The organism is Chitinophaga oryziterrae (assembly GCF_009758125.1).
In the GTDB taxonomy this organism is placed as follows: domain Bacteria; phylum Bacteroidota; class Bacteroidia; order Chitinophagales; family Chitinophagaceae; genus Chitinophaga; species Chitinophaga oryziterrae.
In genome coordinates, this window is the sequence record NZ_WRXO01000001.1 from 619,660 (window position 1) to 634,458 (window position 14,799).

General features: G+C 43.9%; 9 protein-coding genes. 7 read left to right on the forward strand and 2 right to left on the reverse strand.

The window, feature by feature from the left end; genetic code table 11:
* Positions 1-266: 266 nt before the first annotated feature.
* Entirely contained in the window at positions 267-2,006 is a 1,740-nt protein-coding gene (locus tag GO495_RS02575) for an SGNH/GDSL hydrolase family protein (RefSeq protein WP_157298136.1), read from the reverse strand.
* Positions 2,007-2,125: 119 nt separating this feature from the next.
* Between GO495_RS02575 and proB the strand changes: the two genes are divergently transcribed.
* Positions 2,126-3,160, forward strand: a complete 1,035-nt coding sequence (proB, locus tag GO495_RS02580; RefSeq protein WP_338075344.1) for a glutamate 5-kinase — start codon at positions 2,126-2,128, stop codon at positions 3,158-3,160.
* Positions 3,161-3,178: 18 nt separating this feature from the next.
* Positions 3,179-4,429, forward strand: a complete 1,251-nt coding sequence (locus tag GO495_RS02585) for a glutamate-5-semialdehyde dehydrogenase (protein ID WP_157298137.1) — start codon at positions 3,179-3,181, stop codon at positions 4,427-4,429.
* Here the strand turns inward: GO495_RS02585 and GO495_RS02590 are convergent.
* A complete protein-coding gene (locus GO495_RS02590) occupies positions 4,426-6,918 on the reverse strand; it encodes a bifunctional glycoside hydrolase family 9 protein/polysaccharide deacetylase (RefSeq protein ID WP_157298138.1) in 2,493 nt (830 codons plus the stop codon). The two genes, GO495_RS02585 and GO495_RS02590, sit on opposite strands and share 4 nt — an antisense overlap.
* A 160-nt stretch (positions 6,919-7,078) precedes the next feature.
* Here GO495_RS02590 and GO495_RS02595 point away from each other — a divergent pair, with 160 nt between their 5' ends.
* The 5 genes from GO495_RS02595 (at position 7,079) to GO495_RS02615 (ending at position 14,791) form a co-directional block, all read left to right on the forward strand.
* A complete protein-coding gene (locus GO495_RS02595; protein ID WP_157298139.1) occupies positions 7,079-8,536 on the forward strand; it encodes a sodium:solute symporter in 1,458 nt (485 codons plus the stop codon).
* Positions 8,537-8,554: 18 nt separating this feature from the next.
* A complete protein-coding gene (gene murQ / locus GO495_RS02600; protein ID WP_157298140.1) occupies positions 8,555-9,358 on the forward strand; it encodes an N-acetylmuramic acid 6-phosphate etherase in 804 nt (267 codons plus the stop codon).
* The gene (locus GO495_RS02605) at positions 9,355-10,548 is read left to right on the forward strand and encodes an anhydro-N-acetylmuramic acid kinase (protein WP_157298141.1); all 1,194 of its coding nucleotides are present in this window, start codon (positions 9,355-9,357) and stop codon (positions 10,546-10,548) included. The genes murQ and GO495_RS02605 overlap by 4 nt, the downstream gene beginning before the upstream one ends.
* A 95-nt stretch (positions 10,549-10,643) precedes the next feature.
* Positions 10,644-11,390, forward strand: coding sequence for a DeoR/GlpR family DNA-binding transcription regulator (locus GO495_RS02610; protein WP_157298142.1), 747 nt, complete (start codon positions 10,644-10,646; stop codon positions 11,388-11,390).
* 353 nt (positions 11,391-11,743) lie between these two features.
* Positions 11,744-14,791, forward strand: coding sequence for a SusC/RagA family TonB-linked outer membrane protein (locus GO495_RS02615; RefSeq protein ID WP_170302621.1), 3,048 nt, complete (start codon positions 11,744-11,746; stop codon positions 14,789-14,791).
* Positions 14,792-14,799 lie beyond the last annotated feature (8 nt).

Here is a 14,799-nt window from a genome sequence, read left to right on the forward strand (position 1 = left end):
ATTTTAAGCGTTCGGATTTTGTGACGGTCAAAAATAAACGAAATTTAATGAGATACAGGCCCGATATGGTTTCCAGTGTCACCGTTGGGTAAAAGAGTTTAAATGGATTTTAAATTAGAGTAATTTATTGCAGGAGTAACCCAAAAACCAATTAAAAGTACTCGATAACAGGCTCCGGCAGGAGCCTATTATGTTTTGTTGCAAACAGGGAACTCCTATGGGAGCTTTTGATTTGCTACAAGTTTAGACCCTTTGGGGGCATTCCCTTATTGCAGGTAAGGTTGCAGGAAATGCGCCAGTTTGTTGTAGCCTGTTTCATTGGGATGTAATCCGTCCGTAAACAGGGAGGCATCTATGGTAGCATCAGGTTTTAACAACACTGTTCCCGGGTTAATGAACTGCACCTGTTCCTCTCCTGCCATCTGCATAATGCCCTGGTTAATACCCACTATTCTTTTCTCCATGTTCAGGCGGGGCAGTATACCACTGAGTAATATACCTGCTTTTGGCTGACGCTGACGGATGGCTTTTACTAAAGCCCTTAATCCTGTGATAATCTCTTCATCCGTATTCATGTCCAGGTTATTGGTGCCGATGGCGATATACACTTTATTCGCATTGTAGCCATCCAGTTCATCATGATATACACGCCATAATACGTTTTCCACCCTGTCCCATCCAAAACCGAAGTTCCTGGCGCCAACAGGGTCCATCACTTCTTTCCATGAATCAGCGCCTCTTGCGATAGGAGCAGCGGGCAATCCTCCCCAGAAGTGGGTGATAGAGTTACCCATCAGTACTGTTTTAGGTGCTTTGGCAGCGTTCATGGTCAGGAGTTCATTGTGACGTGCGTCCCAATCATAACGGTGTAATTCCCGGTACTGGCGGCAGGGGATAGTGGTGTTGATAGTGCCGGTAGGTTCGTGTAAGATGTTACGCAGACTGGTTTCATACGCTTTTGTATATTCCAGCATACCGGCATCACCGGGATGAACACCATCTACAGTAGCAGACAGGTCGAAGTTGATCTGGGCCGCGTTTAAAATGTATACTTCTTTAACGCCTTCTGATTGCAGCTTTTCGTAAGCATCCTGCAGGGCTTTATTGGCGATAGCATTACTCGCATTCCCATTGAGTGATTGCAGAGAGGCTGCCGAATTTGCTGCGAGTAATATAGGAGCCGTTCTTTTCTTACGAAGTGTATGAACCGCTGTAATGACGCGTTCCTGTATTTCTGCAGGCGGTAGTTCACTGATATTGGGCAGGCAATCCAAGACATACACTTTCGCATCTATTTCAGATACGAGCGCAGTTACCGGAGGTTCCAGTTTACCATTGCCGGAAAAACCCAGGTCGATCACCTGTCTGTCCATTTGCCTGTCGAGCAGGTTAGTCCAGGCAAGGCCGGGACGTGAAGCACAGCCACCCTGGGCAATGGAAGTACCATATACTACGATAGGTTTCTCTTTGCGTGTTTGCAGGGGAACTACTGCTGTATTACCCGGTACGCCTATTTGCATCCACTTTACATTGTTGTACAACGGCAGGTAAAGCCGGTATTCCCTTGCTTCGTCGCTGAGATTGGAGAATTTATAGGTGATCGTATCGCCAAAGGTGTACCTGCCGGAAGCCCATTTCCAGGCCCCGTTGGGATCTATGGCGTAGAGGTCAACCCCGCTAACGCCAGTAGCCGGCATATGGGGCATTTCGAATTTACCGGATACGGTGTACCGGACGATGATCTCTTTGGCAGGTGTTCTGAAACGGATAGACAGTCCTGCTGTCTGGTGAGAAATGTTCCATACGTTCGTTTGTACGGTTTTCTCCGCCCGTGCCGGCAGGCGGTCGTAAGGCAAGCCCACTTCTTTGGGCCATGCCTGGCCTTCTATAGCCGGGAAACTGTTAGTGGCGGGGTTCCACCAGGAATATTCCTGTGCCTTTACAACAAGGCTTAATAACGTGGTACTAACTACAATTACTGCTGTTCTGATATTTAAAATTACCATACGATTTGCGCTGTATTTTAATTACTACTAAAAATATTGCTTTCTTATTGATTATTATATAGTGTTTTTCATGAAAAAACGCTGTTTTTTCAATATTTTGGCAGCAAATTCAGTGAACAGTGAACAAACCGATTGTAGTTATAAAATTTGGGACGGCATCTATTACACATGAAAATGGTGAGCTGGATGAGACGATACTGGCATCTATAGCCAGGCAGGCAGCGGATTTGCAGCAGGAGTACAATATTGTGCTGGTGTCTTCGGGAGCGGTAGCCGCCGGCAAGAAATACCTGAAGCACTATAACGGCACTATCAGCGAGCGTAAAGCCGCAGCAGCCATCGGTAACCCCTTGCTGCTGAGTAAATACGCACGGTATTTTGCACCTTACGATATCGCGATTGCCCAAAGTTTGTGCGAGCGCAGACATTTCAGCAACCGTGCGCAATTCCTGCAGTTAAAGAAAACATATGAAGAGTTGTGGGAGAGCGGCGTAATTCCGGTAGCTAATGAAAATGACGTAGTCAGTGATCTGGAGCTGAAATTCTCCGATAACGATGAACTGGCTACCCTGATCGCGGTGGGCTTTGGTGCATCTATATTGCTGTTCAGTACTTCAGTAGGTGGGGTATTGGATAAGGATGGTAAGGTAGTGCCGCTGATACAACAGATCGATGAAAGCATCTTATCACTGGCAGATACAAAGAAATCAAGTCTTGGGTTAGGTGGTATGGTCTCCAAACTCACCTTTGCCCGTCTGGCCACCCGCATGGGCATTAAAGTGGTGATCTTTGGCATTCATACGCCTGATGGTATTATCAACGCGATCGAAGAGAAAACGGGTACCCTGTGTTTACCGCAGGAGTGCAGTATGCCCGCCCGTAAAAAATGGCTGGCCAGTGGCAGCCTGGTAACCGGCAGGGTGCTGGTAGACGAAGGTGCCCTTACTGCCTTGCAGAAAAGGCGTAGCTTGCTGGCAGTAGGTGTGTTGACGGTGTTAGAGAAATTTGAATGCGGAGAGGTGTTTGAAATAGTGGATGAAGAGCATAATGTGATTGCCGTGGCACGTGCGAAAGTATCTTCAGAGATTTTAACTGAAGATGGGAAAGTGCAGAATTTAGAGATTGCACATGCAGATGATATTGTATTGTTATAGTAGTACGAAAAAAGTAACATGGAATCTATACAGGGTTTATTGGAACAGGCACAGGCAGCCACCCGTTCAGTAAAGGGATTGCCTGATCAGCAGAAGCAGCAGTTGTTGCAGCGGCTGGCCGTGCATGTAGTGGAGAATACGGCTGCTATTGTGGCCGAGAACAGAAAAGACGTGGAGAAGATGTCCGCACAGGACCCGAAAATGGATCGCCTGGTGCTGAATGAAACCCGTATTAAACAACTGGCGGATAGCCTGAATGAGATAGCGTTGTTACCTGATCCTGCTAACCAGATCATGCTGGAAAGAACGCTGGATAATGGGCTGCATGTGCAGAAACGTACTGTTCCGCTGGGAGTAGTAGGTGTGATTTATGAATCAAGACCAAACGTTACTTTAGATGTAGCTGCGTTATGCATCCGCTCTGGTAATGTATGTGTACTGCGTGGAGGATCAGATGCCTTCTTTACCAATACCATACTGGTAAGCCTGATACAGGATGTATTAAGGGAGTTTAATGTAGATGTAAACGCTGTACAGTTATTACCGGTAGACCGTGCGCTGATAGGAGACATGCTTACTGCGGTGAAATATATTGATATCATTATTCCCCGCGGATCACAGCAACTGATAGAATATGTACGTGCTAATTCCCGTGTGCCTGTAATAGAAACGGGGGCCGGTGTCTGTCATACTTATGTGGAGAAGACGGCAGATTTAAATATGGCCAGCGCTATTGTTACCAATGCAAAAGTATCCCGTCCTTCTGTATGTAATTCACTGGATACAGTGCTGGTGGACAAAGAAGTAGCGAAAGCGCTGTTATCCTTATTAGCGCCTTCATTGAAAGCATATGATGTAGAGATCTTTGCAGATGAAACAGCATATGCTATTTTGAAAAAACTGGATTATCCTTTACTGCAACATGCAGCTCCTGAAGATTTCGGTCGTGAGTTCCTGGACTTCAAATGTTCCGTGAAAGTAGTGTCCGGGCCAGATGAAGCCTTGCAGCATATACAGGAATATTCTTCCAAACATTCTGAAGCTATTGTATCTGCGGACACCGCTATCAGTGAGCGGTTTTTGAATGAAGTAGATGCAGCAGCCGTATATATCAACGCCTCTACCCGTTTTACAGATGGCGGCGTGTTTGGACTAGGTGCGGAGATTGGTATCTCTACTCAGAAGTTGCATGCACGCGGACCATTTGCATTAGAAAAACTGGTAACAGAGAAATGGTTTATAAGAGGAAATGGGCAGGTAAGGAATTAGTTCCCTACCAGCTCATTTATCTTTTTAAACTGATAGCCTTCTTTTTTTAATTCGCTGATCAGTTGATTGAGTTTGTTATAAAACTTATCTGTCCTTCTGGGATCAGTACCTGCATGTATAAGTAATATCACTCCGTTTAAATTCCCTTTTCTGTTTTTATCAAATTGCATGATCCCGTTATAAATCTCTTTACTGCTTTTATAATTATTCATACCGGGATAGGTGTAATCCGAATTGCTACCCGTGCCGGGTGTGAAGTTTACCAGTTGTAACCCTATTTTATAAGACCATGTAGCGATAGCGTTGTTCCACCATTCATAGGGAGGAATGTAGTATTTAACAGCAGTTGTATCTATACCTGATTTTTTCATTTTAGATAAATTCCGGGACATGTCTGTTTCAAATTCCTGTTGTGTCACTAACAGGCTATCCCGGTTTTGCCAGTCGCAGTATAACAGGTGTTTATCTGAATGAGGGCCCAGGTAATGACCGGCTTTATACAGGGCTTTAACAGGGAGTTGATATGCTTTTGTATTATAGAACCTTCCTGTGAAAAAGAAGGATGCTTTAACTTTTTGTTGTTGTAATGTATTGGATATTGTTGTTAATCCATCTCCGAATTCATCCGCTGTAAATACTAATGCGATTTCTTTTTTGGTGCTGTCTGCTCTTGTAATTGCACCTTGTGTAATTGTTTTTCCTTCTGCTTCTTTAGCAGCTAATAAGTAAATCATTACAGCGGTACCGTCCATGGTTGGCTCGTTGGTGCTGTAATCTCCGAAGTCGTCGTGATATACGGCAAGATCGCTTTGGAAGTCTGCATATTCATCTGCATCTTCTAATTTTATGCCTATGAGATTCCTGAAGATATTGGTGTAAACGGGACCATCAACCAATCCGCCATCCAGTGGATAATGTTTTAAATGTGATAAGGAAGAATGAGGATCTGAGGGCGTATCACCATTGGCGGGTAATCCATAGACCATGCCTGTACCCCAGGGATTGCAGCCAAAGATCCAGTCGAAGCAGGCCTGCTCTAATTGTATGTAAGTCTGGTCACCGCTTAACTGGCGGTACCAGTAACATTGAATAGCGAAGGCGACTGTCAGGTTGTTACTGCACCAGATGTAAGGGATACCTCTGTAGAAGCTGTTGTGGGAGGCTTTATTCCATACTTTTTCGATGCCTGATCTATAATATTGGATAATGGTATCCCTGTTATGACCTTTTAATTGTCTGGCCAGTTCAAAGTGACCTACGTTGATAAAAGGATACCACTGGTAATGTTTTGCGGTGTCTTTGCCCAGCCAGGGAGTAACAGGTTCCTGTCTGGCAAAGGAGAGCGCATCAGCAGTATTGGTCAGGGCCGCAGCTGCCAGTTCCATATCATCTGTATAATTGTCTTCTTCATAGAAATAAGGAGATCTTCCCGGCGCTGTCTGGCAAACGCCTGGTTTTGCTATTCCCAATTGCCAGGCCGCGCGGGCTTTGTGTAACAGAGAATCCGCATAGGCCGGTTGTAATGGCGATAACAGGTGGTAGCCCAGTGCAAAGGAGCTGCTGAATTTTCCCGCAGTAGAAGCAATACCGGTACTCCTGTTCTTATATTTCAATAAGCCCTGTGGAGTTCCTGTGCAGAAATAAACCGGGCGTTCCAGTCCGTGATTATAAAAGTTGGTATCCTGTTTAGGGATCCTCATACCCTGGTGATCCCTGTCGTCTCCGATCTGGTTATACATCCTGTCATCCGCAGGGTACATTTTCATCAGCCAGTCTAAGCCCCATTTAGCCTCATCCAGCACGTCTGCCATCCCGTTGTTGCCTGAGAGACCATTTGCCTGTAAGCTGTCCGTAAAAACGCCCGGGAAATCGCGGTACGCTGCCAGCAGGTGCCAGGTAGCATTGGCAGAGGTAGTGACATATTGTAAATAGTCAGACGCATCATGCCATCCACCTGAAACCGGCACAAAAACGCTATCCGGTCCGTAAACCGGAAAACCATCGTGTGTATGGCAGGAATCTTTTAAAAAAGGATTGAACCCGCTTCTTTGCTGACGCATATAGCGCAGGCAGAAATCCGCAGCCCCTTTATATACGGTGTCGCTGATAGTAAACACAGGGGATACCGTTATGCCCATAGCAATGGCCGAACTCTTAAGTCCGGCTGTAGTCGTAGTGCCCATGGCATTTATCACCTTTGTTTGCAGGTAATATTGCCCCGGCTGCCGGAATGCAGAAAAGTCCAGGCGGTAAGTTTGCCGGAATGGTCCATATGCGCCAAAGGCAGTACCTGCCGTATGATGGTACACTACTTTATGCGTACGCGCATCTATCAGCTCAAAATATTTTAATGTATCTTGTTCTTTACTGCACCATACCGCTACCTTACTGCCAGCAGGAGTATAGCCCATCTGGTTAATACGGATCCAGTCGGCGGATGCAGTAATATTAATAAAAGCAAACAACAAGCATAAGAGCAGTGTTTTCATACTTAAGATTGTAATTAGTGGAATATGCAGCAGTACTAAAATAAGATTTTATTCGGTTTTCTGCATATATTTTTAGTTTTTCTGCGTTTTTGTATTTACATTTAAGAAAGAATGTGCGTTTTTATGCAGTTTTAATAACTGTAACAACCAAATAGCTAGTATGTCACCAATCCTCCTGTTTTCTATCGTTATCATTTATTTTGCCGTATTGTTGCTGGTAGCGTGGTATACCGGTCGTAATTCCAGTAATGAATCTTTCTTTATTGGCAACCGTAACAGTAACTGGATGCTGGTAGCATTTGGGATGGTAGGTACTTCGTTAAGTGGTGTCACCTTTGTAAGTGTACCGGGTGGAGTGGCCACCACAGCCTTCTCGTATTTCCAGGTAATGCTGGGATATTTCCTGGGATACATGGTGATCGCTTATGTATTGCTGCCTTTATATTATAAGCTGCATCTTACCTCTATCTATAATTATTTAAATGACCGCTTCGGGAAAGCTTCTTATAAAACAGGTGCTTCTTTCTTTATATTATCAAGAACGCTGGGGGCCACTGCCCGCCTGTACCTGGTAGTAAACATCCTGCAGGAAGCGATCATGAATCAGTTTAATGTCCCTTTCTGGGTAACTACACTGGTCATCCTCATTATGATATTATTATACACTTTTGAAGGTGGTGTAAAGACTATCGTATATACGGATACCATGCAAACCAGTTGTATGCTGCTGGGCCTTGTTATCTGTGTGATCTATATCCTGCATACCATGAATCTTAGTCTGGGTGATAGTTTTACGGCTATGATCAACAAGCATATGACGCAGATATTTTTCACCGATCCCGATGATAAGTCCTTCTTCCTGAAACAGATTTTAGGCGGGATGTTCATTACGATTACCATGACGGGCATGGACCAGGAAATGATGCAGAAGAACATCTCCGTGAAGACCCTGAAAGGTGCACAGAAGAATGTGGTAACCCTGTCATTCGTGTTGCTGGGGGTTATTCTGTTATTCCTTTTCCTGGGTGGGTTATTATACCTGTATGCCGACTTCCTGCATGTATCTGCCATAGGGGATAAGATCTTCCCTGTACTGGCGCTGGAGCATATGCCTGCCTATATGTCCATCATCTTTATCATTGCACTGATCTCCGCACTGTTCCCCAGTGCAGACGGTGCTATCACCGCATTAACTTCTTCCTTCTGTATAGATATACTGGATATACGCCAGCGTGGCAACCTTACGGAAGCACAGCAGAAAAAGACCAGACAGAAGGTACATCTGGTGGTGTCCTTTATCTTTTTGCTGTTCGTGCTGCTGTTTAAATATATCAACAGCGCCAGTATGATCAGTGTCATCCTTGTGGTGGCCAGTTATACCTATGGCCCGTTGCTGGGATTATTCTCTTTCGGGATTCTTACCCGGCGCAGGGTGAATGATGCCGTGGTACCGGTGCTGGCCGTGGCAGCACCGCTGATCTGTCTTTTCCTGGATACTTACCAGGCAAAGGTACTGGGCGATTATAAAATAGGATTGGAATTACTGGTAATAAATGGTTTACTGATGTTTACCGGGTTATTACTGTTTTCAAAACCGGCAGAAAAAAAGCTACTATAATCTTAATGTAATACTGATATGTTAACTACAGAGATGTCTTCCCGTTTTAACAACCTGGAGCAAATGAGTGTGACGGCCATACTGGAAGGTATTAACAGCGAGGACATGACTGTTCCGCTGGCTGTTGCAAAAGCCATTCCCCAGGTAGAGCCGCTGGTAACTGCCATTGTCAAACGCATGAAACAGGGTGGCCGCCTTTTTTATATAGGCGCCGGGACCAGTGGCAGGCTGGGTATCCTGGACGCATCTGAATGTCCGCCAACGTTTGGCGTACCACATGAACTGGTAGTGGGCATCATTGCCGGGGGTGATACCGCCATCCGCAAAGCGGTGGAGTTTGCTGAAGATGATGCGGAGCAGGCCGTAAAAGACCTGGCGCAGTTCTCACTCACGGATAAAGATACAGTGATAGGTATTGCAGCATCGGGTACTACTCCGTATGTGATCGGAGGCGTAACAACATTGCGTAAGCAGGGTATCCTTACGGGATGTGTGACCTGTAATACAGGCAGTCCGCTGGCTGCTGCCGTGGAATATCCTGTAGAAGCGGAAGTAGGCGCAGAGTTCCTGACCGGTAGTACGCGTATGAAAGCAGGGACTGCACAGAAGCTGATCCTGAATATGATTTCTACTACAGTGATGATACAGCTGGGACATGTGAAAGGGAATAAGATGGTGGATATGCAGCTGAGTAATAAAAAACTGATCAGCCGCGCAGTGAAGATGGTGATGACGGAATTAGCAGTAGATGAAGAAACTGCAAAGCAACTGATAAAGGAAAAGGGTAGCATCAGATCAGCAATTGAAAGTGGAAAGTCATGAATAAAAATCTGCGTAAACTCTTCGATATTTCCAATAAACCGGTGAGACGTATTATCGGCTTAATGTCTGGTACATCACTGGATGGGCTGGACGTGGCCCTATGTGCTGTCAGTGGCAGTGGGATGGAAACCAAAGTAACACTGGAGCATTTTGATACGGTCTCTTATCCTGTTACTGTAAAAGATGAAATACGTAAAGTCTTTGCGAAAGAGATGGTCAGTTTTGAGCAGTTATGCTTACTGAATCCCTGGCTGGCAAACCTGCATGCTGCTTATATACTGGAATGCCTGCATAAATGGGGCATAAAACCGCAGGAAGTTGATTTAATAGCTTCTCACGGACAAACGGTGTACCACAGTCCTAAGATATTACATCAGCGGGAAGGATTCCCTAATGCTACTTTACAAATCGTAGATGGAGATCATATTGCTGTTGATGCAGGTATCATCACCCTCAGCGATTTCAGGCAGAAGCATATTGCTGCCGGTGGAGAAGGGGCGCCGCTGGCTTTATACGGCGACTACTGTCTTTTCTCAAAGCATGGCGAAGACAGGATCATGCTGAATATGGGAGGCATTTCCAACTTCACCTTTTTACCTGCTACATTAGATGCTTCTGCGGTGTACGTAACGGATACGGGGCCGGGCAATACTTTACTGGACGCCTTTGCACGTGTTTATTTCAATGAAGAATACGACAAGGATGCTTTGTTTGCAAAACAGGGGAAGGTAAGTGAAGCGCTGTTGGCAGCATTAAAGGACCATCCTTTTTTCAAAGAGCCTTTTCCCAGAACCACCGGCCCTGAGTTATTCAATAAAACATATGTGGAAAAAGCGCAGGAGCGCAGTAATACGAAGGGTATTTCTTCTTACGATGTTATGGCAACTTTAACGCATTTCAGTGCGGATACTATTACGGACGCGTTATTAAGTGTATTAGATAAAGATAAAGATTATGCGGTGTATGTAAGCGGTGGTGGCGCACATAATCCTTTATTAATAAGCCTGATAAAACAACGGATGCCACGTTTACAGATCCGCAGTACCGGAGAGATAGGAATAGCAGGAGATGCAAAAGAAGCCGTATTATTTGCAATACTGGCTAATGAGGCGATAGCAGGAGAGGGGATAGACTTTGGAAAACCGGGTATGCCGGCAATTACTATGGGTAAGATTTCATTTCCCGCATAAATCTGCTAAAAACAGCAAGAAAATGCGGGTTTATATTTTGTTTTCTGCGTTTATTTGCCGAAATTCAATTTTCAATCAGATTCAACCAAAATCAGATGTTAAAGGAAGAACGCCACGCATATATATTACATCAGGTAAACCTGCATAATAAGGTGTTGTCCTCTCATCTGAGTGAACAGATACAGGTGTCTGAAGATACGATCAGGCGTGATCTTGCGGAGCTGGCACAGGATGGAAAGATCATAAAGGTACATGGAGGGGCGTTATCAAACTCATTTCATCTGGGCATTACTTCCCAGGACGTATATGCAGTAGAGGACAAAAAAACAATTGCGTTAAAGGCCGTACAACTTATACAGGACGGGATGTTCGTACTGACCACGGGAGGAACTACTATCGCTGAACTGGCACGTATTCTGCCAAAGGACCTGCAGGCCACATTTATCACGGTAAGTTTACCGGCCGCTTTTGAATATGCGAATCATCCGAATATAGAAGTAATAGTAATAGGAGACAAGTTATCTAAAGGATCTAAGATTACAGTAGGTGGAGAAGCTATCTCTAAGATAAAAATGATCAAGGCAGATCTTTGTTTTCTGGGCAACAATGCCATAGATGTGGAAGATGGGTTAACAGATAACGACTGGGACGTAGTACAGGTGAAACGCGCTATGATCAGTACTTCCAAGAAAGTTATCGTGTTATCTATTTCAGAAAAGATTGATGCCTCTGAACAATTAAAGATTTGTGATGTGAATGAGATAGATATTTTAATCACCGAATTACCACCTAATTCTAAGAAGTTACAACCGTATAAGAAAAAGGGAATACAAATACTATAAATAACAGCCAATATAATTTTTGAAGTCATCGGTGGGAATAAAGTACCCACAGGGCTTTAGGGTATCTTATTGCCTATCAGCCAAACAAATAGCAGTAATAAATTCAATATTGTTCAGTTAAGCTTAATGTTTTTTATAACAAAACATAACAGACTCCTAACGGAGCTTAGCTAAAGGACATCGTAATTAATTAATTCGTAAAGGGACTATTTAGAGTATAGGTGTATACACCAATTAGAGTTCGGGAAGTATACTGCCATCATTTATCAACTTCAATTATTTAAAATTTAGTTATGAGAATGTATCAATTATTCCGGCGCGTCAGGTGCAGGTATCTGTTACTTTTGCTTGTCATGCATTGTTTAACGGCTGCTGCTTTTGCACAGGTTAAACTGTCAGGTAAGGTAACTGATGAAACAGGTGCGCCACTACCAGGTATAACTGTTGCTGTTAAAAATACCAAGTTTGGTACGCAGACAAACGTAGATGGTAATTATGTGCTGAATGCAGATCTGAAGCCGGGTAATTATACGGTCGTATATTCCGGTATCGGCTTTTCTGCAAAAGAAAATCCGCTGACTATTACAAGTGCAAGCAGTTATACACTGAATGCTTCACTAAGTACATCGGTATCCAAACTGGATGAGGTGGTGATCACCGGTACTTCGGCAGGAACAACGCGTAAACAGCTGGGTACTTATATCAGCACAGTGAAAGCGGATGAACTGACAAAAGGCGCTACCGGTAACGTACTGGCAGCTTTACAGGGTAAAACTGCAGGTGCGCAGGTAACACAGAACTCCGGTGATCCTGCCGGTGGTATTTCTGTGAAATTGCGTGGTATCAGTACTATTTCTGGTTCTACAGATCCATTATATATTATAGATGGTGTGATCATTGATAACTCTACTACACGTGTAACAAATGCTGATGCGAGTTATAATGGTGGTAACTCGGTAGGTTCTGTAGGGCAGAACCGTATGGTAGATATCAATCCCGCAGATATAGAAAGTATTGAAGTACTGAATGGTGCGGCCGCCGCTGCTATCTATGGTTCCAGAGCGAATGCCGGTGTGGTGCAGATCTTTACCAAAAAAGGGAAAGGTGGCGCGCCGGTAGTAAGTTTCTCTACCAGCTTTAATGTGAACTCACTGCGTAAGAAGTTGGATGTAAACGAGGCGCCTACCAAATTTGGTGGTACTCCGGATGTATCTACACAAACGATACTGAGTCCTGCCATTACTAATACGACAGCAGTAAACCGGTACGATTATCAGGATTATATTTTCCGTACCGGTGTAGGTTCTGATAATAACGTATCTGTAGTAGGGGGGCAGAATAAAACGAGGTATTACGCTTCAGCCGGTTATTTATACAATCAGGGTATTGTAAAGAATACTGATTTTAACCGTTACAGTTTCCGTTTAAACCTGGACCAGGAATTGAATAAATGGATCAGCTTTAATGCTACCATGAACTATGTATATAGCAAGTCTAACGAGAAACCGGATGGCAACACCTTCTATTCTCCTACAAATGCTGTCACTATTATTGGTAACTATTATGATATCCAGAAACGTGATGCATTGGGTAATCTGCTGGCAGTGGGTGAACGCGGACGTGTGAACCCTGTTTCAGTTATTGAAGATATCAAACAACGTCAGCAAACCAGCAGGATTATTGCAGGTGCAGGTATCAAACTGACGCCTACAAAGAACCTGACAGTAGATTATCACATGGGTATAGATAATTATAGCCAGGATGGTACTACTTTCATTCCTCCTTATGCCTATAATGTAAGCTTAGGTTTCTTTGGCGGTGGTGCAACACTTGATCCTACCCAGAATGGTTATGCAAGTGCAGGTAATAATAACTCCTTCCTGATCAATCATGACCTGAATGCTACCTATAATGCAAAGATCAGTAAGTCATTATCATCTGTTACGCAGGTAGGTTACTCTTTGCAGTATCAGCGTCAGCATTACTCATTGCAGCAAGGTCGTGGATTACCTCCTTTTGTACAGGTAGTAAGCGGAGCAGCTACGCCTATCACAGGTGCTGATCAGCGCACAGAGTTATCTATATCAGGTGAATTCATTCAACAGAATTTTAAGTACCGGGATCAATTGTTTGTTACCGGTGCATTGCGTGTGGATGGATCTTCTGTATTCGGAACACATGAACGTAATCAGGTATACACTAAATTAAGTGGTAGTTATGTTGTTTCTGGTACTGATTACTGGAAACGTTTAGGTGTATCCAAATGGTGGAACCTCTTTAAACTGCGTGCGGCTTATGGAGAGTCTGGTAACCTTACTGGTATAGGTGCATATGACAGATACAATACCTATATGGCAAGTGCTTTTATAGGTAGTGCTTCCTTCCTGTCATCTACTGTCTATACAAATCCGGAAATAAAACCGGAAAAACAGAAAGAATTTGAATTTGGTACAGATATGGCATTCTGGGATAACAGAATTAACTTATCCGTAAACTATTATACTAAGAAAGTAGAAGATCTTATCATAAAAAGTGCCATTGCTCCTACACAAGGTTTTTCAGTACGCCAGGATAATGTGGGTACTCTCTCTAATAAAGGTATTGAAGTCGTATTGGGCATTACTCCTGTTAAAACAAAAGATTTCAGCTGGGAGCTGACCACAATTTTTAACCGCAACAGAAATAAAGCACTCAGCATAGGACAGTCGTTTTTACTGTATCCTACTAACAGTGGCGCTCCTGTTGCTATTGCAGCAGGTCAGCCTATTGGGTTCTTCTACGGTACTTTCTTTGCACGTGATGCGAATGGTAATGAAGTGAAGAATGCTGCAGGTATTCCGTTAACGGAAATGGGGACACAGAACGGTTCTTTAGGTTATACCACAAAGCGTGATGCAAACGGGTTACCTACAGGAGCTTCTTTACAGAAGAAAATAGGTGATCCTAATCCAGAGTGGACCGGTACTTTAACAAATGACTTTAACTATAAAAAATTCAGTCTGCATACACAGTTAGATGCTGTACAGGGTGTTAGTGTATTTAATGCTGACTTCAGAACAAGACAAGGTGTTGATAATGGAAAAGTAGCAGAACAGGAAGACAGGGGATTGATTCCACGTGGTTACATTGCCGGTGTATATGGTATCCAGGAATGGAGAATAGATGATGGCTCTTTTGTGAAACTGAGAGAAGTATCATTAAGCTATAATATAGGTAAGGTAAAAAGCATCAGTGATCTTACAGTAAGTGTAGGCGGTAGAAACCTTTATTCATGGGATAAATACAAAGGATATGACCCTGAGGTGAATGCAGCCGGACAGAGTACAGTTCTTCGTGGTATTGATTTCGGTACGGTGCCTGCTCCAAGAACATTCAATGTGGCTCTTCGTGCCAAATTCTAAACTATCAA

Bases quoted from the DNA above. Each gene is read 5' to 3' on its own strand.
- GO495_RS02610 (WP_157298142.1), top strand. From the start codon at position 10,644: ATGTTAAAGGAAGAACGCCACGCATATATATTACATCAGGTAAACCTG.
- GO495_RS02575 (WP_157298136.1), bottom strand. From the start codon at position 2,006: ATGGTAATTTTAAATATCAGAACAGCAGTAATTGTAGTTAGTACCACG.
- GO495_RS02585 (WP_157298137.1), top strand. From the start codon at position 3,179: ATGGAATCTATACAGGGTTTATTGGAACAGGCACAGGCAGCCACCCGT.
- GO495_RS02590 (WP_157298138.1), bottom strand. From the start codon at position 6,918: ATGAAAACACTGCTCTTATGCTTGTTGTTTGCTTTTATTAATATTACT.
- murQ (WP_157298140.1), top strand. From the start codon at position 8,555: ATGTTAACTACAGAGATGTCTTCCCGTTTTAACAACCTGGAGCAAATG.
- GO495_RS02615 (WP_170302621.1), top strand. From the start codon at position 11,744: ATGCATTGTTTAACGGCTGCTGCTTTTGCACAGGTTAAACTGTCAGGT.
- GO495_RS02605 (WP_157298141.1), top strand. From the start codon at position 9,355: ATGAATAAAAATCTGCGTAAACTCTTCGATATTTCCAATAAACCGGTG.
- GO495_RS02595 (WP_157298139.1), top strand. From the start codon at position 7,079: ATGTCACCAATCCTCCTGTTTTCTATCGTTATCATTTATTTTGCCGTA.